At 73.9% G+C, this 22,964-nt stretch carries 22 protein-coding genes; 10 read left to right on the forward strand and 12 right to left on the reverse strand.

Annotated elements, in window-relative coordinates:
* Positions 1 to 41: 41 nt before the first annotated feature.
* The 5 genes from ACZ3HQ_RS19220 to ACZ3HQ_RS19240 all read right to left on the reverse strand — a co-directional run bounded on the left by ACZ3HQ_RS19220 (position 42) and on the right by ACZ3HQ_RS19240 (position 2,903).
* Positions 42 to 908 carry a tyrosinase family protein gene (locus tag ACZ3HQ_RS19220; RefSeq protein ID WP_467512394.1) on the reverse strand — a complete coding sequence of 289 codons (867 nt, stop codon included), beginning with the start codon at positions 906 to 908 and terminating at the stop codon, positions 42 to 44.
* Positions 892 to 1,374 carry a tyrosinase family oxidase copper chaperone gene (locus tag ACZ3HQ_RS19225; protein ID WP_467512396.1) on the reverse strand — a complete coding sequence of 161 codons (483 nt, stop codon included), beginning with the start codon at positions 1,372 to 1,374 and terminating at the stop codon, positions 892 to 894. The genes ACZ3HQ_RS19220 and ACZ3HQ_RS19225 overlap by 17 nt, the downstream gene beginning before the upstream one ends.
* Before the next feature lie 101 nt (positions 1,375 to 1,475).
* Entirely contained in the window at positions 1,476 to 1,964 is a 489-nt protein-coding gene (locus ACZ3HQ_RS19230) for a DUF5949 family protein (RefSeq protein ID WP_467512398.1), read from the reverse strand.
* Between the two features lie 203 nt (positions 1,965 to 2,167).
* Positions 2,168 to 2,455, reverse strand: a complete 288-nt coding sequence (locus ACZ3HQ_RS19235) for a hypothetical protein (protein WP_030814186.1) — start codon at positions 2,453 to 2,455, stop codon at positions 2,168 to 2,170.
* 208 nt (positions 2,456 to 2,663) lie between these two features.
* Positions 2,664 to 2,903, reverse strand: a complete 240-nt coding sequence (locus tag ACZ3HQ_RS19240) for a chaplin (protein ID WP_467512400.1) — start codon at positions 2,901 to 2,903, stop codon at positions 2,664 to 2,666.
* Positions 2,904 to 3,472: 569 nt separating this feature from the next.
* Here ACZ3HQ_RS19240 and ACZ3HQ_RS19245 point away from each other — a divergent pair.
* From ACZ3HQ_RS19245 to ACZ3HQ_RS19280, 8 genes are read left to right on the forward strand one after another with little or no spacing between them, the layout of a single operon-like run.
* A complete protein-coding gene (locus tag ACZ3HQ_RS19245) occupies positions 3,473 to 4,633 on the forward strand; it encodes a glycosyltransferase (RefSeq protein WP_467512402.1) in 1,161 nt (386 codons plus the stop codon).
* Positions 4,630 to 6,033, forward strand: coding sequence for an exopolysaccharide biosynthesis polyprenyl glycosylphosphotransferase (locus ACZ3HQ_RS19250; RefSeq protein ID WP_467512404.1), 1,404 nt, complete (start codon positions 4,630 to 4,632; stop codon positions 6,031 to 6,033). The genes ACZ3HQ_RS19245 and ACZ3HQ_RS19250 overlap by 4 nt, the downstream gene beginning before the upstream one ends.
* Positions 6,034 to 6,036: 3 nt before the next feature.
* Positions 6,037 to 7,338: an O-antigen ligase family protein gene (locus tag ACZ3HQ_RS19255; protein ID WP_467512406.1), complete on the forward strand. Its 1,302-nt coding sequence runs from the start codon at positions 6,037 to 6,039 to the stop codon at positions 7,336 to 7,338.
* Positions 7,335 to 8,993, forward strand: a complete 1,659-nt coding sequence (gene murJ, locus ACZ3HQ_RS19260) for a murein biosynthesis integral membrane protein MurJ (protein WP_467512408.1) — start codon at positions 7,335 to 7,337, stop codon at positions 8,991 to 8,993. Before ACZ3HQ_RS19255 ends, murJ begins: the two co-directional genes overlap by 4 nt.
* A complete protein-coding gene (locus tag ACZ3HQ_RS19265) occupies positions 8,977 to 9,750 on the forward strand; it encodes a polysaccharide deacetylase family protein (protein ID WP_467512410.1) in 774 nt (257 codons plus the stop codon). The genes murJ and ACZ3HQ_RS19265 overlap by 17 nt, the downstream gene beginning before the upstream one ends.
* A complete protein-coding gene (locus ACZ3HQ_RS19270) occupies positions 9,750 to 10,907 on the forward strand; it encodes a glycosyltransferase (protein ID WP_467512412.1) in 1,158 nt (385 codons plus the stop codon). Before ACZ3HQ_RS19265 ends, ACZ3HQ_RS19270 begins: the two co-directional genes overlap by 1 nt.
* Positions 10,904 to 11,560: a YveK family protein gene (locus ACZ3HQ_RS19275; RefSeq protein WP_467512414.1), complete on the forward strand. Its 657-nt coding sequence runs from the start codon at positions 10,904 to 10,906 to the stop codon at positions 11,558 to 11,560. The genes ACZ3HQ_RS19270 and ACZ3HQ_RS19275 overlap by 4 nt, the downstream gene beginning before the upstream one ends.
* Positions 11,557 to 12,690 carry a GNAT family N-acetyltransferase gene (locus ACZ3HQ_RS19280; protein ID WP_467512416.1) on the forward strand — a complete coding sequence of 378 codons (1,134 nt, stop codon included), beginning with the start codon at positions 11,557 to 11,559 and terminating at the stop codon, positions 12,688 to 12,690. The genes ACZ3HQ_RS19275 and ACZ3HQ_RS19280 overlap by 4 nt, the downstream gene beginning before the upstream one ends.
* Here ACZ3HQ_RS19280 and ACZ3HQ_RS19285 read toward each other — a convergent pair.
* The 4 genes from ACZ3HQ_RS19285 to ACZ3HQ_RS19300 all read right to left on the reverse strand — a co-directional run bounded on the left by ACZ3HQ_RS19285 (position 12,687) and on the right by ACZ3HQ_RS19300 (position 16,360).
* Positions 12,687 to 13,973 carry a glycoside hydrolase family 26 protein gene (locus ACZ3HQ_RS19285; protein ID WP_467512418.1) on the reverse strand — a complete coding sequence of 429 codons (1,287 nt, stop codon included), beginning with the start codon at positions 13,971 to 13,973 and terminating at the stop codon, positions 12,687 to 12,689. The genes ACZ3HQ_RS19280 and ACZ3HQ_RS19285 overlap by 4 nt on opposite strands.
* Positions 13,974 to 14,277: 304 nt before the next feature.
* Positions 14,278 to 15,327, reverse strand: coding sequence for a chaplin family protein (locus ACZ3HQ_RS19290; protein ID WP_467512420.1), 1,050 nt, complete (start codon positions 15,325 to 15,327; stop codon positions 14,278 to 14,280).
* A 122-nt stretch (positions 15,328 to 15,449) separates the two neighbouring features.
* Positions 15,450 to 15,677 (reverse strand): chaplin ChpD, encoded by a 228-nt coding sequence (gene chpD, locus ACZ3HQ_RS19295; protein ID WP_467512422.1) that lies wholly within the window; start codon positions 15,675 to 15,677, stop codon positions 15,450 to 15,452.
* Between the two features lie 272 nt (positions 15,678 to 15,949).
* Positions 15,950 to 16,360 carry a rodlin gene (locus tag ACZ3HQ_RS19300; RefSeq protein ID WP_467512424.1) on the reverse strand — a complete coding sequence of 137 codons (411 nt, stop codon included), beginning with the start codon at positions 16,358 to 16,360 and terminating at the stop codon, positions 15,950 to 15,952.
* A gap of 280 nt (positions 16,361 to 16,640) precedes the next feature.
* Here ACZ3HQ_RS19300 and ACZ3HQ_RS19305 point away from each other — a divergent pair, with 280 nt between their 5' ends.
* On the forward strand, positions 16,641 to 17,051 hold the full coding sequence (locus ACZ3HQ_RS19305) for a rodlin (RefSeq protein ID WP_467512426.1): 411 nt from the start codon (positions 16,641 to 16,643) through the stop codon (positions 17,049 to 17,051).
* 200 nt (positions 17,052 to 17,251) lie between these two features.
* The gene (locus ACZ3HQ_RS19310) at positions 17,252 to 17,659 is read left to right on the forward strand and encodes a rodlin (protein WP_086694836.1); all 408 of its coding nucleotides are present in this window, start codon (positions 17,252 to 17,254) and stop codon (positions 17,657 to 17,659) included.
* Between the two features lie 68 nt (positions 17,660 to 17,727).
* On the opposite strand, the gene ACZ3HQ_RS19315 is transcribed toward ACZ3HQ_RS19310, so the two are convergent.
* From ACZ3HQ_RS19315 to ACZ3HQ_RS19325, 3 genes are all read right to left on the reverse strand, one after another.
* Entirely contained in the window at positions 17,728 to 18,591 is an 864-nt protein-coding gene (locus tag ACZ3HQ_RS19315; RefSeq protein ID WP_467512428.1) for an ABC transporter permease, read from the reverse strand.
* On the reverse strand, positions 18,588 to 21,215 hold the full coding sequence (locus ACZ3HQ_RS19320) for a CocE/NonD family hydrolase (RefSeq protein ID WP_467512431.1): 2,628 nt from the start codon (positions 21,213 to 21,215) through the stop codon (positions 18,588 to 18,590). Before ACZ3HQ_RS19320 ends, ACZ3HQ_RS19315 begins: the two co-directional genes overlap by 4 nt.
* A 121-nt stretch (positions 21,216 to 21,336) precedes the next feature.
* Entirely contained in the window at positions 21,337 to 22,737 is a 1,401-nt protein-coding gene (locus ACZ3HQ_RS19325) for an APC family permease (RefSeq protein WP_467512433.1), read from the reverse strand.
* Between the last annotated feature and the right edge of the window lie 227 nt (positions 22,738 to 22,964).

Below are 22,964 nucleotides of genomic sequence, written 5' to 3' on the forward strand. Positions count from 1 at the left end.
TCTTCGCATGCCCCAAGGACATGTCCCCACCAGACACGCCCTCAGGCGTACCGGTAGATCCCGCTCACATTCTCCAGCGAGTCCGGCGTGACGTTCCACGGCGGCATCTTGTCCAGCCGCGCGACGACCCGCCCGCGCTGCTTGTCACCGGGCGCCGGCTGGGTCGCGGGCAGGTAGCGGTGGGTCTTGTGCGCCTGCTGCCAGCGGTACCACTGGTAGTCCAGGAAGGCGTGGTGCAGCCAGAACACCGGGTCGTTGACCGACGCCCCGCCGAGCATCACGCCGCCGACCCACCGGTGCACCCGGTTGTGGTTGTGCCAGGACGCGCTGCCGCTCCCCGTCCCCCACCCCTCCAGCTTGTTGCGGAAGCCCCGCCGCACGGTCGAGTCCCACGGGGAGACGTCGTACGCCGGGTCGTCCAGCGCCCACTGCAGCTCGCTCTTGGTCGGGAGCTGGATGGGCGAGGCGGCGCGGCCCAGGTCGCGGGTGAGGTACTTGCCGTCGGTGATGCCCTCCTTGATGGTCCAGTGCCCGGCCGCATACGCGAACGGCCCGGTGGTCACCTGCCGGTCGCTCTTGCGGCCGTTGCCGCCGAGGAGGTCCTTGGTCCAGGGCACCGACGTCGTGCCCCGGTCGCGGGTCCAGTCCCAGTACGGCACGGTCACCGAGGAGTCCACCCGGCGCAGCGCCCGCTCCAGCTCCAGCAGGAAGCGCCGGTGCCAGGGCAGGAAGGACGGGGCCATGTGGGCGGCGCGCAGGCCCTTCTCGCCGTCCGCCGTGTAGTAGTCGATGTGCGTCCGGACGAACGCGTCGTACTCGCCGCGCCGTTTGACCTCCAGCAGGGCGTTGACGAAGCGCCGCTTCTCGCTCGCGGTGAGGGCTGCGGCGTTCTTACGCACGTACGCCATGCATGCCCCCCGTCCCGTGGTCCGCGTGCTCGCCGCCGACCGGCCCGGGGGCCGTCTCGCGCAGCTTCTGGCCGGGACCGATCTCGTCCACGGCGGCACGGGCCGCCTGAAGCGGGGTGGCGTACGAGGTGTAGTGGTCGACCATGCTCATCCACGTGCCGTCGGCGCGGCGCATCAGGTGCAGCGGGCGTCCGTCGACGGTGATCTGCCACTCGCCCTCGTCCGCCCGGCGCGCGGCGGCCGGGACCAGGAAGCCCTGGATGCGGTGCCCGCGGTAGGTCTCGTCGAAGGCCCGGTCCGCCGGGTCCCCGGCCGGGGGCAGCGGACGGGAGGCGGCGACCACGGGGGCCAGCCCCAGAGCGGCCACCGAGGCCAGCAGCCCGCGGGTCACCTCCCGCCGTGACAATCCGCCTTCTCTGACCTGCCGTTCGGTCCCCACGGCCACAGCACCGGCATCGACGACCATCGCTCACTCCCTCGTCCACTGTTCGGCTTGTCGACAGCGGTAACCGCGCGAGGGCGCCCTCAGTCACCGCACAGCGGCCATCCGGGTAGGCGGCGAAGGGGTCAGCGCAGGCTGCGCGCCGGGAGCATGACGTGGGCGGCGGTCATCAGGGTCTCGTCGGCACCGGCGAAGGCGGCCAGCGCGGCGGGGTCGACGGCCACACCGGGGCGGCCCTCGGGCCAGGCGCGGGTGGTGAAGACGAGGTAGGCGTGGCCGCGCCGGGCCACGGCGTCCAGCCACTCCGGCGGGGCGTCGGCCTGGGCGACGAGCTGGGGCATCCGGACGACGGCCTGGCCGGCCTCGACGAGCAGGGTGACGGGGAGACTCGGCCGGGTGGCGCCGTCGATGACGGTGCCGATGGTCAGGCCGTTCATCTCCAGGAGCTGGGTGACGGCGGCCGAGGTGGCGCGCGGTCCGCCCTCGGCGTCCCCGAGGGAGTACGCCAGCAGATAGGGCATGTCGCCGCCGTCGGGAGCCTCGCCGCTCCAGGCCAGGACGACGAGAGTGCCGAGCTCGGCGGCGCGGAAGGCTTCGCTTGTGGTTGAGGTCACCGCGCGACCCTATCCACGGCCGGCGGGCCGACCGGGGGGCCGCTCACTCGTCCGGGGGACGGCCGGGAGGTGCTCCACACGATCGGGGGAAGCGCCCTCGAAACGGGGACGCGGCCTCGAACGCGAAGGGGCACCGCGCCCGAGAAGCACGAAAGGGAGGGCCGGTCCGCGCGGCGCGGTCCGGCCCTCCCTCCACAGGCGGCTCAGCTCTGCAGCGGCAGCCCGCCGAGCAGCGGGTTGTGCGTGTTCAGCGCGGTGGTGGCGCCCTTGACCGTGCTGAGGACGGAGTCCTTGTTCTCGGTGTTCAGCGCGTCCGACTGGTGCTGGAGCGGCATCACGTCACGCACCTTCAGACCGCCCTTGGCGATCTGGTCCACCGCGCCGTTCAGGCTGCTGGGCGTCAGGTCGCCGGAGTAGGCGAACGCGGGCGCGGCGACGCCGGTGAGGGCGATGGAACCGGCCAGGACGGCTGCGGCCTTCAGGGACTTCATCATGTTCCTCTCCTCGGCAACTCGCGTCGCCCCGGGGTTTTCCGACGCCATGCCCAACGAGTCACGGCCGGGGCGGAAACCCTGTGTGCACAAGACATATGAGATTCCCTCCGATGCAAGAGGGCGCCCCTGTACGACAGCGGCCGGGCCGTCCGCTCACGCGAAGCGCGCGTGCGGACGGCCGGGCCGAGGTGTGCGTCGGACGACCTCAGTCGTTGACGCAGGTGTTGCCGAAGGCCGGGTTCAGCAGGCCGATGACGTCGATGGTGTTGCCGCAGACGTTGATCGGCACGTGGACCGGGATCTGGACGACGTTGCCCGAGAGGACGCCCGGCGAGTTCGCGGCGACGGCCTGCGCGCCGGAGTCGGCGGCGGCGATACCGGCACCGCCGGCGACGGCCGCCACGGCGGCGGAGGTCAGGACCAGACCCTTCGCGATACGCGACATGGAGAGGTACTCCTTGAAAATCGAGACAAACATCCGGGCGGGCTGCCCGACGCAGTGTCAACGCGAGCCGCGGCGAGGGGTTGTGCCGCCAAAGGGGTGATCTCCGCGAGAACCGCGGCCGCTCGTGCCGCCCGCTCGCGTCGTTCCGCCGCTGGGGCCCCCGCGCTCACTAGAGTCGCGGCCCTCTCCTCCGTACCAGGTCCGGACGCCGTGTGTGGCGGGCACCGGCTCACGCTTCAGGGAGGCAGCGTGCCGCGCCGTCGTACGCCGGGCGCACGTAAGTGGCCGGGCGCGGGTCCACCGGACGTCGTACCGGAGCGCACGACGGGCGCCTGGAGGCGCGTACGGGTCCGGCGCCAGGCCGGCTACGCCGTCCCGTCCGGACGCGGGCCCGAGGGTGGCCGATCTCGGGCGCGCCGCGCGGGCGTGGCGGTGACCCGCCGGGCCACCTGCTCGTTCCCCACCGGGACGCGGCGAGGGCCGGTGTGCTCTTCACCGCGGAGGACGCCCGGCAGCGAGGCGCGGTCCCGACCAGACCAGAGCGCCCCTGTGAGCGAGGTATTCCGCCCATGCACCAGCCAGTTTCCGACGCCCGAGAACGGGTGCTGCACATCGCGCAGCCCGTCGACGGCGGAGTCGCGCGGGTCGTGCTCGACCTGGCGCGGGCCCAGCTCGCGGCCGGCGTGCGCGTCGTGATCGCCTGCCCAGGCGGCCGACTGGCCACGGAGGCACAGGAGATAGGCGCCGAGGTGCGGCTCTGGCGGGCCACCCGGTCACCGGGTCCCGCGCTCCCCGGCGAGGTACGGCGGCTCGCCCGCCTCGTCGGGGAGGTACGGCCCGCACTGGTGCACGCGCACAGCGCCAAGGCCGGTCTGGCCGCCCGCCTCGCCCTGCGGGGCAGCGTCCCGACCGTCTTCCAGCCGCACGCCTGGTCCTTCGAAGCCGTCGGTGGCATCACCGCGGCGCTCGCCCTGCGCTGGGAGCGGTTCGCCGCGCGCTGGGCCGAGCGGGTGGTGTGCGTCAGCGAGGCGGAGCGCACAACCGGCGTACGCGCCGGAGTGCGCGCCTCGTACGCCGTGGTGCCCAACGGCATCGACCTCGAACGGTTCTCCCCCGCGCCCGCCCCCGCGGCCCGCGCCGGGTTGCCGGGGCTCGGGGCCGGACCGCTGGTGGTGTGCGTGGGACGGCTGTGCCCGCAGAAGGGCCAGGACGTGCTGCTGGCCGCGTGGGAGCGGGTGCTGGACGTGCTGCCGGAGGCCCGCCTGGTGCTGGTCGGCGACGGACCCGACCGGGAGAGGCTGAGCCAACTGGCGGGCCCTCGGGTGCAGTTCGCCGGTGAGGTCGCCGACGTACTGCCCTGGTACCGGGCCGCCGATCTGGTGGTGCTGCCCTCGCGCTGGGAGGGCATGGCCCTGGCCCCGCTGGAGGCCCTGGCCTGCGCCCGGCCGGTGGTGCTCAGCGACGTGGACGGCGCTCGCGAGAGCCTGCCGCCCGCGCTCGCCGGGCGCTGCCTGGTGCCGCCGGAGGACCCCGGCGCCCTGGCCGCCGCCGTGACCGGGCTGCTGTCCGACGGGCCGCTGCGCGCGGACCTCGGCGCCCAGGGCCGCCGGCACGTCCTGACCACGCACGACGTACGGCTGACCGCCGAGCGGATCGCGGATCTCTACCGCGGCCTCCTGGGCACCCTGCCGGCCGTGTCCACCGAGCGCAGGGAGTCGACCCACCCGTGACCGCGGAAAGCATCGTCCCCTCGCCCAGCGCCTCCGGCAGGGAGTCCGGGTACGCCGTACGGCCCGCGCAGGGCTTCCGGTTCCCCGCCCGGCGCCCGCACTCCCCCTCCGTCTCCCCGCTGCCCCTGCTCACCGCCGACCTCGCCGCCGCGACGGCCGGCGCGGTCGTCCTGGACGCGGCCGTACGCGGGCCGCTCGTCGTGGCGGCGCTGGTCGCCGGAGCCCTGCTGCTGCGGCCGCGCCCGGTGCGGTCCGTGACCGGTGTGCTCGACGAACTCCCCTCCGTCTGCGGCCGGATCGCCGTGGTCTGGCTGGCGCTCGGCGCGCTGACCGCCGCCCTGGAACCCGGCCGCGCCCTCACCCTGTCCGCGCTGGCCGTCGGCTGGTCCGCGCACTCGGTGGTCGCCTGTGCCGGCCGGGCGGCCGTGCACCGGCGGCGCCGGGTGCTGCGGCTGCGGCAGCCGAGCACCGCGCTGGTGATCGGCCCCGCCGCGACCGCCCAGCGGGTCGCCGCCGCGCTGCTGCGGCAGCCGGACTGCGGGGTACGCCCCGTCGGCGTGGTCACCGACCACCCGGACGGCAGCGCCGGGCTCCCCGTGCTGACCTGCGGCGAACAGGTCGAGCGGGCGCTCATCCAGAACGGCGTCGGCACCGTCCTCACCGTCGACCCCGCCGTACGCACCGAGAAGGGCCCGCTGCTGCGGGCGCTCGCTGAGTCGGGCTGCGCGGTGTGGGAGGTGGACGCGGACTGCCCGGCGTACGAGATGCGGGAGCAGCTCGCCGGGTTCTCGGTACGGCGGCTCGACCTCGGTGCCCGGCGGCGCGGCAGTGCGGGCAAGCGGCTGCTGGACCTGGTGGTGTCGGGCGCCCTGCTGGTGCCGGCCGCGCCGCTGCTGCTGGCCTGCGCGCTGGTGCTGCGGCTCACCCAGGGTCCGGGCGTGGTGTTCCGGCAGGAGCGCATCGGCAAGGACGGGCGCCCCTTCACCCTGCTGAAGTTCCGCACGTACCGCCCGGTGGACGAGCGGGAGTCGGCGACCCGGTGGAGCGTGGCGGACGAGCGGCGGATGAACCCGTTCTGCCGGTTCCTGCGCCGGACCTCGCTGGACGAGCTGCTCCAGCTCTGGAACGTCTTCCGGGGCGACATGAGCCTGGTCGGCCCCCGCCCCGAACGCCCGTACTTCGTCACGCAGTTCAGCCAGTGCTACCCCGGTTACGCGGCCCGGCACCGGATGCGGGTGGGCATCACCGGGCTCGCTCAGGTCAGCGGGTTGCGCGGGGACACCTCGATCGAGGACCGGGCGCGCTACGACAACGCCTACATCGACAACTGGTCGCTGTGGCAGGACGTCTGCATCCTGCTGCGCACGGCCGCCGCCGTCGTGCGGTCCACCGGGAGCTGACGGATGAGCCTCGCGCTGCCGCTCGGCCGCCCCCGGCACTGGTCCCCGGTGCTGCCGGTGCTCGCCGTGCTCGTCCTGCTCGCGCTGCCCCTCTCCTCCAGCGAGGGGGGCGGCGCGGGCCCGGCCGACGCGGCCTCCGCGCTGGTCGTCGGCGCCTGCCTGGTGCGGCTGCTGCGGGAGCGGGCCCGCCCGCTGTCCGCCAGGGCCGCGCTGGTGCTGGGGCTGCCGGTGGCCGGGGCGGCGCTCGCCGCGATGGGCGCCGCCTCCCCGGCCGCCGGGATCGCCGGACTCGGCCGCTACCTCCAGGTCTTCGTCCTCGTCCCGGCCGCCGTGCTCCTCCTGATCCGCGACCGCCGGGACTTCCGCCTGCTGGCCTGGGCGCTGGTGGGACTGGCGCTCTGGCAGGGCACGGTCGGCGTGAAGCAGTACGTCACCGGGACCGGTGCCTCGTACCAGGGCCGGATGATCCGCGCGGTCGGCACCTTCGGGCCGTACGACGTGATGGGAATGGCCACCGTGGTGGCCTTCGGGCTGCTGTGCGCGGTGGGGCTGGCGCTGGGGAAGCGGCCGGTGCGGGAGCGGGCGGTCGCGGCCGGGTGCGCGCTGGCACTGCTGGTGCCGCTGGCGCTCTCCTTCAGCCGGGGCGCGTGGATCGCCACCGCCGTCACCCTCACCGCGCAACTGCTGCTGGCCGGGGTCCGCCGGGCGCTGAAGGTGGGCGCCGCGGTGGTCGCGGCCGGAGTGGTCCTGGTGGGCGGTCTCGGGGTGGGTACGGCGATGCTCCAGGAGCGGATCGACAGCATCACCAAGGTCGCCGACGCCCCCGACCAGTCGGTGACCGACCGGTACACCATGTGGGCGGCGGCCACCGGCATGTGGCGCGAACACCCGCTCACCGGCGTGGGGTTGAAGGGCTTCCCGGAGTACCGCGACGGCCACGCCTCGCTCGCGCTGTCCTCGGGCAGTGACACCGAGGGCGCGGGCGCCGGCTTCCGCAGGCAGCCGCTGCTCTCCCCGCACAACATGTACCTGCTGGTCCTCGCCGAACAGGGCCTGATCGGGCTGCTGTGCCTGGCCGGCGGCTGGCTGGCGATGCTGGCGCTCGGCCTGCGCGGCCTGCGGACCGCCCACCGCACGGGCCGGGGCCTGGACTGCGCGCTGATCGGCTGCGGCCTGCTGCTCTGGCAGCTCGTGGACTTCGTGTACGCCGACATCGGCGGCCCCTCCACCGTGCTGACGGCCGTGTGCCTGGGCCTGGTGGCGTGGTGGGCGCTGGTGGGCGCGGAAGCGGAGGGTGCGCGATGACGCTGACGCCCGCTCCGGGACCGGAGACGACGACCCGGCAGATCCCGCCGACCGAGCCCGAACACGCCCCGGTGACCCGGCGGTTCCTCGCCCGTGCCGCCCTGCTCACCGCCTCCCTGTCCGCCGCCGGAGCCCTGCTCGGGCTGGTCCGGGACCAGTCGCTGGCCCGGCTGTTCGGGGCCGGGCGGGACACGGACGCGTTCCTGGTCGCCTGGACGGTGCCCGAGTTCGCGGCCACCCTGCTGATCGAGGACGGGCTGGCCTTCGCGCTGATCCCGGCGTTCAGCATGGCGCTGGCCCGCCGCGCGCAGGGTGCTCCGGGAGATCCCGTACGGGCCCTGGTCAAGGGCACGCTGCCCCGGCTGGCGCTGGCCTTCACGGTGGTGGGGGCGGTGCTCGCGCTCGGTGCGCCGCAGCTCGTGCGGGTGCTCGCGCCCGGCCTGCCCGACCCGGCGCTCGCCGTGGACTGCACCCGGCTCACCGCGACCTGTGTGCTCACCTTCGGGCTCGCCGGGTACTTCAGCGCGGCTCTGCGCGCCCACCGCCGCTTCCTGGCCCCGGCCGCGATCTACGTCGCGTACAACACGGGCATCGTCACGGCGATGTTCGCGCTCGGCGGGACCTGGGGGGTGCGGTCGGCGGCGTTCGGGGTCGCGGCGGGCGGGGTACTGATGGTCCTCACCCAACTGCCCTTCCTGATCGGCAGGTTACGCAGCCGGCAGACCTCGGAGCCGGCACCGGAACTCCCCTCGGCCAAGCCGCACTCGGTGAACCTGCCGCTGATGGCGACCGTGCTGCTGTTCGCGCTGTGCCGCCAGTCGCAGGTGCTGATCGAACGGTTCCTCGCCTCCAGCCTGCCCTCCGGGGCCATCTCGCACCTGAACTACGCCCAGAAGATCGCGCAGATCCCCATGACGATGTCGATGATGCTGTGCACGATCACCTTCCCGGTGGTCGCGCGGGCGCTCGCCGAGGGCGACACCGAGCGCGCCCGGGTCCGGGTGGAGCGGGACCTCGCGGTCGCCTCCGGACTGGTGCTGCTCGGTACGGCGGCGGTCGTGGCCTGCGCGCCGCAGATCGTCCAACTCCTTTTCCAGCGTGGCGCGTTCACCGCCGGGGACACGGCGGCGACGGCGGGCGTGATGCGCGTGTACGCCGTCGGCCTGCTGGGCCAGACCCTCACCGGTGTCCTGGTCCGCTCCTACTTCTCGGCGGGCCGCCCCACCTGGTACCCGCTCGGCGCGATGTCCGCCGGTGTGCTCGCCACCTGTGTCATCGGCGCGGCCACCGTCAGCACCTGGGGTGTGACCGGCATCGCCGCCGCCAACGCCACCGGCATCACCCTCACCGCCGCCCTGCTGCTCGCCGGGATGCGCGGCCCCCGGCACGGCAGGCGGCGCGGGGTGCCGATCCGGACCCGGCACGTGCTGCGCGAGCTGAGCCGCCCGGCCGGGGCCGCGCTCGGGGCCGCGCTCGCCGGGGCCTGGGCCGCGACCCTGCCCGTCGGAGCGCTCGCGGGGCTCGCCTCCGGGTGCCTCACCGTGATCACCGTCTTCGTCCTGCTCGGCTGGGCCCTGGGCGCCCAGGGCTTCGCACCCGCCCTCCGTTCCGTACGCACCCACACCCGAAGGCTCGCTCATGCCGTCTTCCGTTGAGTCCGCGTCCGTCCTCCGCACCGGCTCCCCCCGGCCGGGCGGAGGCGGTCCCGTCCCGTGGATCGCCATGTACCACTCGGTCGGCGACTGCTCCGACGACCCGTACCGCGTCACCGTCACCCCGGCCCGGCTGGAGCGCCAGTTGCGCTGGCTGCGCGGGCGGGGGCTGCGGGGGGTGTCGGTGGGTGAGCTGCTGGCCGCCCGCGCGCGGGGCGCCGGACGCGGTCTGGTCGGGCTCACCTTCGACGACGGGTACGCCGACTTCGTCACCGACGCGCTGGCGCTGCTGACCCGCTGGGAGTGCACGGCCACCCTGTTCGTGCTGCCCGGCCGGCTCGGCGGTGAGAACGCCTGGGACCCGCTCGGCCCGCGCAAGCCCCTGCTGGCCGCCGACGCCGTGCGCGAGGCCCACCGGGCCGGGGTGGAGATCGGCTCCCACGGCCTGACCCATGTCGACCTCACGCACGCCGACGACGCCACCCTGCACGCCGAAGTCAGCGAGAGCCGTGCCCTGCTGACCGAGCTGACCGGCGCCCCGGTCGAGGGCTTCTGCTACCCGTACGGCACGGTGGACGCACGCGTGGCCGAGGCCGTACGGGCGGCCGGTTACCGCTACGCCTGCGCCATCGACCCCGGCGGGCTGAGCGGCCCGCACGCGCTGCCCCGCGTCCATGTCGGGCAGAACGACAACGCCCTGCGGCTGTTCCTGAAGTACCGGCTGCACCGGCTGCGCCGCCGACCCGTGGCGGGGCTGTGATGCGGGCGCTGCATGTCATCACCGGTCTCGGTGTCGGGGGCGCGGAGCAGCAACTACGGCTGCTGCTGCGGCACTTGCCCGTCGAGTGCGACGTGGTCACGCTGACCAACCCCGGCCCGGTGGCCGCCGGGCTGCGGGCCGACGGGGTGCGGGTGGCCGACCTCGCCATGGGCGGCAACCGGGACCTGGCCGCACTGCCCCGGCTGGCCCGGCTGATCCGGCGCGGCCGCTACGACTTGGTGCACACGCATCTCTACCGGGCCTGTGTCTACGGCCGGTTGGCGGCTCGGCTCGCGGGAGTACGCGCGGTGGTGGCCACCGAACACTCCCTCGGTGACTCCCAGATGGAGGGGCGACCGCTCAACTCCGGTGTGCGCGCGCTGTATCTGGCCGGGGAACGTCTGGGCCGGTCGACGGTCGCCGTCTCCCCCACGGTCGCCGCCCGCCTGACCCGCTGGGGCGTGCCGGAACCGCGTATCGCGGTGGTCCCCAACGGCATCGACCTGGAGCCGTTCCGCTTCGACCCGGCACGGCGGGCGCGCGTCCGGGCCCGACTGGGCATGCCTGAGGGCGCGTTCGTGATCGGCGGCGTCGGACGGCTGGCGCCCGGCAAACGGTTCGGCATCCTGATCGAGGCCCTCGCTCAACTACCGCCCGACTGCCACCTGTTGCTGGTGGGCGGCGGCCCCGAGGAAGGCGCTCTCCGCCGTACCGCCGTCGCGGCCGGAGTGGCCGACCGGGTGCGGTTCACCGGTGAGGTCCCCGGTCTCGCCGACGGCTCGCCCGGTCCCGACCTGCCCGCGCTGACCTCCGCCATGGACGTGCTCGCCGCCCCCTCCCCGGAGGAGGCGTTCGGCCTGGCCGTCGTGGAGGCACTCGCGGCCGGCCTCCCGGTGCGCTACGCCTCCTGCCCGGCCGTGGAGGACCTGCCGCCAGAAGCCGCCCCCGACGCCGTGCGGGTACGCGGCGGCGCCGACGCGTACGCCGCCGCCCTCGCAGAGGTCCGGGCCGCCGGGCCGAGCCCGCGCACCGTTCCCGAGGCGGCCCGCCACTACTGCATCACCCGCAGCGCCGCCCGGCTGATGGACGTCTACGCGGCGGCGCTCACCCGTACCGTCCCCTCGCCCCGACACCCTCACGGAGGCAGCCCCTCATGACCGAGAATCCCACCCGGCGCCGTCGTACCGGCCGTCTGCCGGGCTCCCGTTCCCTGCCGCCCTGGTCGCTGGTGGCCGCCGGGGTCGTCGCGGGCGGGCTGATCGGCGGCGGGTACGGCCTGCTCAGGGCCCCCGACTACACCGCGACCAGCTATGTCATCGCCGTCCCGGCCGACCGCTCGGACACCTCCACCGCGCTCGGCTTCGCCCAGGCGTACGGCAGGGTCGCCACCCAGCCCGCCGTGCTCGCCAAGGCGCAGGCGCGGGCCGGGGTGCCGGTGAGCACCCTGGCGAAGAGTGTGCGCACGGCGACCTCGCCGGACGCCCCGATGGTCGCCGTCTCCGCCACCTCCGGGCAGCCGGCGCGGGCCGCGGTCATGGCCAACGCGGTCGCCGCCGCGCTCACCGAGCAGGCCGACGCGAGCAAGAAGGCCACCCACGTCGAGCTGCTCCAGTTCTCCCGCGCCGTCCGGCCGACCGAGCCGTCCTCGGCGTCCGCCGGGGTGACCACGCTGGTCGGCGCGGGCGCGGGGGGACTGCTCGGCGGGCTCGCGCTGCTGGTCCGGCCGGGCCGCCGCGAGGAACCGGAGACCGCGCTCCCGGCCCCGCTGCCCGGCCCGGCCTTCGCCGCCGACGTCCACAGCCGGCTGTGACGGCGACGTACGCGGCGCGCCCCGCAACCCTCGCGCGTCCCGCGCTCACCACCCAACTCCTCACCGACGACATGGCGTTCGCCGCCCTCGCCCCCGCCTGGGGCCGGCTGCACCGGCGCTGCGCCACCGCGACCCCGTTCCAGAGCCACGCCTGGCTGCACTCCTGGTGGCAGTCGTACGGCAGGCCCGGAAGGCTCCGCGTCCTCCTGGTCCGCTCGGGCCGCGACCTGCTCGCCGCCGCCCCGCTCACCCTCGTCCGGCACCCCTTCCCCGCCCTGGTCCCGCTGGGCGGCACGGTCTCCGACTACGGCGACGTGCTGCTCGACGACGCCGACGACGGCCGCGCCCTCACCGCCCTCACCGACGCCCTGTGGACGGCCGCCCGCACCGCGCTGATCGACCTGCGCGAGGTACGCGCCGGGGGCGCGGCGGAGCGCGTCCACGACCGCTGGCCCGGCCCGCGCCGACGGGTGCCGGACTCCCTGTGCCTGGAGCTGCCCCCGGTGCCGATGGCCGAGCTGCTCACCCGGCTGCCGTCGAGCAAGGCCCAGCGGGTGCGGGCCAAGCTGCGCAAGCTGGCCGCGCTCGGGGTGGCCCGGCGCACGGCCGGTCCCGGTGAGGCGGAGGCGGCGGTGGTCCGGCTGCTGGAGCTGCACCGGCTGCAGTGGCAGGGCCGGAAGGTGACGCCCGAGCATCTGCGGCCCCGCTTCCAGGAGCACCTGGTGCGCGCGGTGGAGCCGATGGTGCGCTCCGGGGACGCGGTCGTCACCGAGTTCCGCATCGGCGAGGAGGTCGTCGCCGTCGACCTCACGCTGCTCTCTCCGAGCCTCGCGGGCGGCTACCTCTACGGCGCCCATCCCTCGCTGCGCGAACGCAAGGCGGACGTCGCCGTGATGCTGCTGGACGCCTGTGCCGCGCACACCGCCGCGGGCTCCCACGGCACGCTGAGCCTGATGCGCGGCGACGAACCGTACAAGCACCACTGGCGCCCCGACCCGGCGCCTAGCGCCCGGCTGCTGCTGGCCCGGCGCCGTACCGCACCGCTGCTGTCGGCCGCGCTGTCCGACGCCGCCGCCCGGCGGCACGGCAAGGCGGCGCTGGCCCGCCTCGGCGAGCGCCGGCCGGGCTAGCGGGCGCCCGGCAGGCGGTCGAAGCGGAGGCAGACCCGGCCCCCGAGCCAGAACTCCACCCAGTTCCCCATCGCCAACTCCGAGCAGTCGACGGGGGTTTTGGTCCCTGACGCGGGGGCGGGGGTCGGGGTGGGATCGGGGGTCGGGGTCACCGGGTCCGTAGGGGTAGGGGTCGGGGTGGGAGTCGGCGTCGGCGTCGGCGTCGGCGTCGGGGTGCCCGTAGGGGTCGGCGTAGGCGTGGTCAGCCCCGTGCGCCCGTACAGCGTCGTCCGGTACACCTTCGCCGCGCCCGGGTTGGCCGGGCACTGCCAGACGCCGTGCGGGCAGTAGTCGGTGAGGGTGTTGTAGAGCGGCCGGTGTTCGTCCATCCAGGCGAGCATCCGCCGCATGTACTCGGGGTTGTCGCCGTTGCGGAACATCCCCCACTCCGGGTACGAGACCGGCTTGCCGTGCGCCTTGGCGAAGTCGACGTGCGCCTGGAGGCCGTACGGCTCGCTGATCTGCTCGTCGAAGGGCATCCCGGCCGGCTGGTCGTAGGAGTCCATGCCGATGATGTCGACGGTGTCGTCGCCGGGGTAGCACTCGGTCCACGGCACGGCGTCCCGGCCCCGGCTGGGTGTGAAGTCGAAGCGGAACCTCTGCCCCGGCACCGCGCGCATGGTGGCGACGATCCGGTTCCAGTACGCCTTCCACGCCTCGGGGTCGGGCCCGCAGCGGTGGGTGTAGGTGATGCCGTTCATCTCCCAGCCGAGCACCAGCACGGTGTCCGGGACGCCGAGCTTGACCAGCTTCTCGGCGAGGACGCGGAAGTGCCGGTCGAACTGCCCGGCGGCGGCCTGCCTCAGCAGCAGACGTACCTCGGCGTCGGAGAGGTGCTCCTCGTTGCGCTCCTGCATCGGCACATTGAGGACGAAGGTGCGGTCGGCCTTGTCGCGCCGCCAGTGCGCCCACGGCTCCAGGAAGCCGGGCGGGCCCTCGATGTCCCGCCACTGTCCGCCGGGCAGATAGGTGTGCCCGACCTTCAGCTCGGCGCCGCCCAGCCAGTTGCTCAGGGCGGGCATCCGGGCGATCCCCAGGGGGCCGGAGTCGAGGAACGCCCCGAAGTCGGGGCCCCGGTTGACGGGCGGGGGTGCCGGGGTCGCGGTGGGCGCGGGGGCCGGTGCGGGTGCCGTCCGGTGCGGTCCGGCCGCGAAGCCGGGGCCGGCCAGGACGACCGAGACGGTGATCGCCGCGGCGAGGAGGGACAGCCGCCCTCGCCGGGTCCTGCGCCACTGTGGAGCCATCCCGGCCCCTCCCTCCACCCGGCCCTGCCCTCGCGCCTGGAACAGCGCCTGTACTGACACCCAGTCACACGCACCGGGTGCTCGCCAGCGCGGTTACGGCTTGCGGGTGGCCGTGGCCCCCGCGTGGGTGAACGGCGAAGGCCCCGCCGGAGTTATCCGTGCGGGGCCGCCCGGCTGGCCGCTCCCGGCCCGTCGGCGTGGCGAGCTGCCGGACGGGACACGGCCCGAAAGGATGCGTACGGCGCCGTGGCGGTACGGCGCCGTCACCTCTGGGTGCCGGGCGCTCGGGTCCGGCACCCGGTGGTCAGCGGTGCCGGGACATGGTCCGGCCGCGCCGGAACAGCAGGACTCCGCCGGCGATCAGCACGGCTCCGGCGCCCGAAGTCGCCCACAGCATCCGCGCGTTGCCACCGGTGTGCGGAAGGGTGGGCGGAGTGGTGTGCCCACCCGGAGGCGGTGTGGTGTGCCCACCCGGAGGCGGTGTGGTGTGACCTCCCGGCGGGGGCGTGGTGTGACCTCCCGGAGGCGGAGTGGTGTGCCCGCCGGGCGGCGGTGTCGTGTGACCTCCGGGCGGGGGCGTGGTGTGCCCGCCCGGAGGAGGCGTGGTCTCCTCACCGCCGTAGGGAGGCGGAGTGGTCTCCTCGCCGCCGTAGGGGGGAGGCGTGGTCTCGTGGCCCCCGTAGGGCGGAGGGGTGGTCTCCTCGCCGCCGTAAGGGGGAGGAGACGTTTCTTCACCGCCGTACGGAGGCGGAGTGGTCTCCTCGCCGCCGTAGGGCGGGGGTGTCGTCTCGTCGTCGCCGTACGACGGCGGCGGGGTGGTCTCGTCGTCGTGGCCGTACGACGGCGGGGGTGTCGTCTCGTCGTCGTCCCCGTACGACGGGGGCGGCGTCGTCTCCTCGTCGTCGCCGTACGAGGCGGGCGCGGTGGTGACCGGGGCGCTCGGCTCGTCGTGGCCGTAGGACGGCGGAGGGGTGGTCTCGTCGTCGCCCCCGTACGCGGCGGGCGGCTTGGTCTCCTCGGCGCCGTACGCGGGCGGGGTCTTTACCGGGGTGCTCGGCTCGTCGTCGTCACCATAGGACGACGGCGCGGTGGTGCGGGGCGCCTTGGGGAGGGCGTCCTTGACGCAGGCGTTGCCGACGGCCGGGTCCAGCGCGGCCGTCACATCGACGGAGTGGCCGCAGATGTCGACCGGGACGTGCACCGGCACCCGGAGGGTGTTGCCGGACACCGCGCCGGGAGAGCCCTGTGCGGCTCCGTCCGCTCCCGAATCGGCGAGCGCCTGACTGACGTACAAGGACAGCACACCCGTCGCGGCGGCGGCCACGACCATGCCCTTGCTCAGGGTCTGTCGCAATCTCGTGGTCTTCCTGCTCGAAGAAGTGGGAAGGCCGGCCCCGGAACGCAGATTCACATTGGATCAACGGTCCGGGGCCGGCCTGAACGCAGCCGTGGGGCTGGTGCCTTGCGTTATGCGCGTCAGTCGTTGACGCAGGCGTTGCCGAACGCCGGGTTCAGCAGGCCGATCACGTTGATGGAGTTGCCACAGACGTTGACCGGGATGTGGATCGGGACCTGGACGACGTTGCCGGACAGCACACCCGGCGAACCGACCGCGGCGCCCTCGGCACCGGCGTCGGCGAAGGCGGGAGCCGCCCCACCCAGAGCCAGGATGGCGCCGGCGATGACAGCAGCGCTCTTCTTCATGGTCTTTCCCTTCTCTGCGGTCATGCCCTGTGACGGCCGAAACCGAGCGAGCACAACTTGAACGGCTCGCACCATGACCGGCAGGCTGTAGAACGAGGAATAGACGGCGGAAGAAACTGCGGAACGCGCGTCGCCCGTCAATTCACTCGAACGCCCCCAGGTAATTGACAGCATGGAGCAACACCGGCCCCCGAAAAAGGGCAGCGAAAACCGCCCGGGGCACGGATTTCCCGTGCCGCCGGGCGGTTTTCGCATCAGCGCTCGCGCGAGCGTCAGTCGTTGGCGACGCCGTTGCCCGCGAGGACGGAGACGTCGTCGACGAGGTGCGACAGCGGCTCGTCGTTCTTCGCCTGGGTGGAGTTCTCGGCGCACTGCTGGTTCTGCGGGGAGGACAGGACGGGGATGTCCTGGACACCGACGTTGATCAGGGCCAGCACCGACTGGACGTTCGCCTTGACCGGCAGGCCGACGCAGAGCTTGTTCAGGGAGCTCTGCACGAGCGTGGCCTGCGGGCTGAGGTCGCCGTTGGTCACGTTGTTGCCGAACGCCTCGGTGGCGCCGTTGCCGCTGAACGACGTGGTGCCCGTGTCGTTGCCGATGGCAAGCGCCTGAGGGGCCGCCGCCGCCGACACGCCCACGAAGGACGCGGCGACCGCCGCCGCGGCCATTGCCTTCTTCAGCATTTCGCTTTCCTTTCCTGGCTGCTCGCCAGACGCTTTCCTGGCTGGTCGCCAGACGTTCGTTCCTGCGGAGACATCAACCGGAGGGGCGCCGATTGGTTGCGGTAAGTCACCCGATCGGATCGCTTCCGGTGCACGGAGGAGACGGAATTCCCCCGACGGCGCGCGGCCGATTTCCCGCGCCCCCATCGGCCGTTGGAGTGAACGGGAGCAACCCTCTCCCCCGCCCGGCAGTTGAGCCGGGCACTCCGATGGACGGGGTTTCTCCAGAAGGGAATCGCAAGTGATCAAGAAGGTTCTGGCCGCCGCCGCGGTCGCCGCGTCCGTTGCCGGCGTCTCCGCCGCCGCCGCGTCGCCGGCCCTGGCCATCGGCAATGACACCGGCACGACGTCCTTCAGCGGCAACGGCGCCTCCCAGGCGTTCGGCAACTCCGCGACCTACGGCAACATGAGCCCGCAGATGGCGCTCATCCAGGGTTCGCTCAACAAGCCCTGCATCGGCCTGCCCGCGAAGGTCAACGCCCAGTCCCTGGTGGGTCTGCTCAACATCGGCGTGCAGGACATCCCGATCCTGTCCTCGCCGCAGAACCAGCAGTGCGTCGAGAACTCGACCCAGGCCAAGGGCGACGAGCCGCTGTCGCACATCCTGGACGACATCTCCGCCCTGTCCGGCAACGGCGCCGCCAACAACTGACGGCTCCGCGACGCATCCGGGCCGCCGACTCGTTCGGCGGCCCGTCGGTGTTTTCCGAGGCGGGTGAGCCGAGGGGGGCGTTTGTGAACTCATCGGACTGCGCTGCCCCGTTAGGGTCAAAGACCGCAACCCCGGCGCCCGCTTCCCCGTTGACGATCACGCAGCTCCTCCCCGGAGTCCGCCTTTCGAAGGGAACCAACATGAAGAAGCTGTGGGCAACCGCGGCCGTCGCCGCCTCCGTCGCCGGTCTCGCGGGCGCTGCCGCTCCGCAGGCCCTGGCCATCGGTGACGACCACGGCACCACGTCGTTCAGCGGCAACGGCGCCTCGCAGTCGTTCGGCAACTCGGCCACCTACGGCAACATGAGCCCGCAGTTGGCTCTGGTCCAGGGTTCGCTGAACAAGCCCTGCATCGGCCTGCCGGCGAAGCTCAACGCCCAGTCCCTGGTGGCCCTGATCAACGTCGGCATCCAGGACATCCCCGTCCTGTCCTCGCCGCAGAACCAGCAGTGCGTCGAGAACTCGACCCAGGCCAAGGGCGACGAGCCGCTGTCGCACATCCTGGACGACATCTCCGCCCTGTCCGGCAACGGTGCCGGCAACGGCTGATCGAGCCCCCCGCAGCGGCGGCCCACCGGTTCCGACCGGTGGGCCGCCGCCGTGTGTACGGGCTCCCGTCAGGAGACGATGTCCTTGCGGGTGAAGCCCCGGAAGGCCAGGGCGAAGAGGACCAGGGCACAGGTGCCCGAGACCGAGGCGCCCTGGGCCATGCCGGCCCACTCCGCGTGCGGCTGGAGGAGGTCGGCCCAGGCGAACTGCCAGTGCGCGGGCAGGAATTCCCGCCAGTGGCCGAGCGCGGTCACCGCGTCCAGGACGTTGCCGACGATGGTCAGCCCGACCGCGCCGCCCACCGCGCCGAGCGGGGCGTCGGTCCGGGTGGAGAGCCAGAACGCGAGCCCGGCGGTGACCAGTTGCGAGACGAAGAGGTACAGCACCACCACGGCCAGCCGCCCGACCGCCGTCCCCGCCTCCACCGCCCCGCCGGTCGGCACGAGCAGCGGCCCCCAGCCGTACGCGGCCGTGCCCACCGCCAGCGCCACCGTCGGCAGCAGGATCATCGCGGCCAGGCTCATCCCGAGCCCCACCACCAGCTTGGACAGCAGCAGCCGGGCCCTGGGCACCGGCGCCGCCAGCAGATAGCGCAGCGAGGACCAGCCGGCCTCGGAGGCGACCGTGTCCCCGCAGAACAGGGCGACCGGGATCACCAGCAGGAAGCCGGCCGAGACGAAGAGGCTGACGGCGGCGAAGTTGGCGCCGGACGCGGTGGCCGTGTCCATCAGGGAGATCCGGCGCCCCCGCCCGGCCGGGTCGCCCCCGATCGCGAACGCGGCCAGCAGGACCAGCGGCAGCGCGGCCAGGACGGCGCCCATGACCAGCGTGCGGCGCCGCCCGAGCTGCCGGACGAGTTCGACGCGTACGGGCAGGGTGCGGGCGGCGCGGTAGCCGGGTGCCGTCTCCGCGGCCTCGGTGAGCGTGCTCACGCGGAGCCTCCGATCAGGGTGAGGAAGGCGTCCTCCAGACGCCGGTGCGGGCCGACGGAGAGCACGGGCACCTCCAGCCGGACCAGGTCCACCACGAGTTGCCCCGCGGTGTGGCCGGGTTCGAGGCGGATCAGCAGCCCGCCCTCGGCCGGTACGGCGGAGGCGACGCCGTCCAGCGCGGCCACCTTCTCCACGACCGGCTCGGCGAGGGGGGTGCCGGTGCCGACGAGCAGGGTGTCGCCGGAGCCGACGATCTCCCGGACCGGGCCCGCCTGGACCAGCCGGCCCCGGTCCATGACCACGAGGTGGGTGCAGGACTGCTCGACCTCGGCCAGCAGGTGGCTGGAGACGATGACGGTGCGCCCGGCGGCCGCGTACCGGATCAGGACCTCGCGCATCTCGCGGATCTGCGGCGGGTCCAGGCCGTTGGTGGGCTCGTCCAGGATGAGCAGGTCGGGCAGGCCGAGCATGGCCTGGGCGATGGCCAGGCGCTGGCGCATGCCCTGGGAGTAGGTGCGGACCGCGCGGGCCAGGGCGTCGCCGAGGCCGGCGATCTCCAGGGCCTCGGCGAGGTGGGCGTCCTCGGGCGGGCGGCCGGTGGCGCGCCAGTACAGCTCCAGGTTCTCCCGGCCGGTGAGGTGGGGCAGGAAGCCGGCGCCCTCGACGAAGGCGCCGACGCGGGAGAGGACGGGGGCGCCGGGGCGGATGGCGTGGCCGAAGACGCGGATCTCGCCGCCGTCGGGCCGGATCAGGCCCATCAGCATGCGCAGGGTGGTGGTCTTACCCGCGCCGTTGGGCCCGAGCAGTCCGAGCACCTGGCCCTTGTCGACGCGGAAGGAGAGGTCGCGTACGGCGTACCTGTCCGACGACTTGGCGTAGCGCTTGCTCAAGTCGGTGATGACCAGGGGGACTTCGGCCAGCTCGGGGTCGGGTGCGGGGGCCGTGGTGCGGCGGCGGGCGGTGAGGAGGAGGGCGAGGGCGGCTGCGGCGCCTCCGAGCGGGAGCCACCAGACCCAGGAGGGCAGCGGGGTGGCCGCGGTGGTGACGGCGGGAGCCGTGGGGACGCTCAGCGGGCCCTCGATGGACACCGTGTAGGTCGCGGGGGCGGTGGGTGAGGCGTAGGCGAGGTCGGTGGTGGCGAGGACCAGGCGGAGGCGGTGGCCCTGCTGGACCTCGTGGTCGACGGGCGGGAGGGTGACGGTGACGTCCTTGCCCTCCTTGGCGCCGGTGATCCTGAGCGGGGTGACGAGCTGGCCGGGGAGCACCTGGCTGCCGCCGGGGCCGACGTCGTAGAGCTTGGCGAAGAGGACCGCGTCGGCGCTGGTGGACTTCACATGGACGCGGGCGGTCGGGGTGCCGGTGATGCGGAGGGCGGTGCGCTGCGGCGGTGCGTCGAACGTGGCGTACTGGCCGGGGAAGTCGAGGGAGACGCCGGTGCCGAGGGCGGAGAGCTGGGCGAGGCCGCCTCCGCCGAGGCCGGGCAGGGCGGAGACGGCGGGCGGGCTGGCGCCCGCGGGGTTGGCGATGTGCTGCTCGCGGCCGGTGAGGGGGATGGTGCGCGGGTCGCTCCGCAGGCCGGGGTAGGTGTCGGCGGTGGCGCCCCGGCTGCGGGTGCTGCCGTCGGTGGAGTCGACGCCTCCGGTGCGGGTGATCCGGAAGGCGGGCCCGGTGCCGGCCGGCTCGCCCTTGAGGTAGTGGTCGAACCAGTCCCGCACCCGCCCCTGGACCCGGCCGGTCTCCAGGTCTCCCCCGTCGTGGCCGCCCGCGATCCAGTCGACCTCGACGGGCGCGCCGTTGGCCCGGATCGCGCGCTCGGCGGCGTCGGACTGGGCGAGGGTGAACAGGGAGTCGGTCTGGCCCTGGAAGAGCAGGGTGGGGACCTTGATCCGGTCCGCCACGGTGACGGGCGAGCGGCGCTGGAGCAGGGCGCGGGCGTCGGCGTCGGGGACGCCGGACTGGGCGACGCGCTGGTACATCGCGCACAGCGCGGGCTCGAACTGCCCGCACCCGCCACCGGAGTTGAAGAAGACGCCGGTCCACAGCCTCTTGAACACGCCGTTCGGGAACAGGGCGTCGGTGAGGTCCCAGTAGGTGACGGCGGGCGCGATGGCGTCCACACGCGGGTCGTGTCCGGCCGCCAGCAGGGAGATGGCCCCGCCGTACGAGCCGCCTGCCATGCCGACGCGCGGGTCGCCGGGCTTGTCGAGGCGGACCTCGGGCCGCTTGGCCAGCCAGTCGATGAGGCGGGAGACGTCGGTGACCTCGTGCGCCGGGTCGTTGAGCCCGATCTTGCCGGTAGAGCGGCCGAACCCCCGTGCCGAGAAGGTGAGTACGGCGTACCCGTGGCCGGCGAGGTCCTCGGCCTGGGCGCGCAGGTCGTCCTTGCTGCCGCCGAAGCCGTGGGCCAGCAGGACGGCGGGGCGCCGGCCGCCTCCTCCCGACGTGAAGTACGAGGTGTCCACGCGGGTGCCGTCCGTCATGGTCAGGACCTGGTCGGCGCGGTGCGGGCGGGGTGTGTCGGACGCGGTCGCCGTCCATGTGCCGGTGGCGGCCAGCAGTACGGCGGCCCCCAGCGCGGCGGCCCGCCGGGGCACCTTCGGCAGCCGGGGCACTCGAAGATCCATGACCCAACGGTACGGGCCGCCCTCCCCGCCGGACGGCCCCGCCGGGCTGAACCCCCGCCCCTCCTTCGGGAGTACGGGCCCGGGCGGGTGTACTGCGGGTGCGGTAGACAGGGGCGCCGGGTCAGCTCCGGGTGTCTTCCGGGACCGAGACCAGCCAGTGGGTGTCGCGGCGGGGCCGCAGGTACAGCGCCCAGTACAGGGTGGCGGCGGCGGTGATGCCGCCGGTCAGGAGCAGGTAGGCGGGGTCCTGCTGGACGAGGACGTAGCCGAGGACGGCGATGAGCAGCACCGGTACGGCCGGCCACAGCGGCATCCGCCAGGCCGGGGTGTGCCGGTGGCTGTCGCGGCGGCCCAGCAGGGCGGCGACGGCGACGAGCAGGTACATGGCGGTGACGGAGACCCCGGTGACGCCGTACAGGGTGTCCAGGTCGACGAAGCAGAGCAGCGCGCCCGGAACGCCGACGGTGAGGGTGGCGACCCAGGGCGAGCCGAAGCGGCCGAGCCGGGAGAGCAGGCGGTTGACCGGGGTGGGCCACGCCTTGTCGCGGGCGGAGGCGAACAGGACCCGGGAGTTCTGGATGACCATCACGATGCCCGCGTTGACGATGGCGAGGGCGACACAGAGGCTGACGAACGTGCCGACGGCCGTGTTGGACCAGGCGGTCACCATGGCGCTGAGGTCGCCGCCGGTCAGTTCCTTCAGGTCGGTGGCGCCCATGGTGATGGCGGCGACCGGCACCAGGATGATCACGGTGGAGATGGCGAGGGTGGCGAGCACGGTACGGGCCACGTCCCGGCGCGGGTGCTCCAGTTCCTCGGAGAGGTAGACGGCGGTCGAGAAGCCCTGGGTGACGAAGAGGGCGATGGCGAGACCGGAGACGACCAGTGCGGCGGTGACGGGGTCCACGCCGCCGTGGGCTCCGGCCACCTGCATGGAGACCAGGCTGCCGGCGCCCCGGTGGGCGTGCGAGAAGCCGAGCACCGCGACGACGGCCGCCGCGATCACCTCCAGGACCAGGAAGACGCCGGTGATCCATGCGTTGGCGCGCAGGTCGAGCAGTCCGGCGAGGGTGGCGAGCAGCATGACCCCGGCGCCGGTGAGAGCGGGGTCCACGTGGGCGAGGGGGGCGAGGTAGTCGGCGGTGCCCATGGCGATGACGGGCGGCACGATCACGACGACCAGCAGCGACAGCACGAACACCAGCCAGCCCGCGAGCCGTCCGGCGAGGGTGGAGACCATGGCGTACTCGCCGCCCGCGCTGGGGATGAGGGTGCCCAGCTCGGCGTAGCAGAACGCCACGGCGATACAGAGCACCGAGCCGATGGCGATGGTGAGGGCGGTCGCGGTGCCGAGGGTGCCGAACAGGTCCGGGACGACCACGAAGAGGGTGGAGGCGGGCGTCACGCAGGAGAGGGTCAGCAGGGTGCCGCCGACGACGCCGATGGAACGCTTGAGTTTCCGCTGACCGTCGCCGGTCTCGGTGGCGCTGGCTGGCTCGGCGGGGCGGAGCGTGTCGGTCATGCGGCGTCCGATCGACTCGTGCGGTGAGGACTCGGGCGGGAGCGGTATCGCCTCCGGCGGCTCGCTGTGTGTCGTACGTCTCGCTCCCGGCGCTGCATGGAACACCGACGAAAACCACCACGTCAATGGGTGTTCACCTACGGAATCCGCAGCCCTGACGCCCTGTTGACGACCGAAACGGCAGCATCACGCAGGCGCCCGCGCCCTTGTCGGCCGTACGGGAACCG

The organism is Streptomyces sp. NPDC018263 (assembly GCF_055562575.1).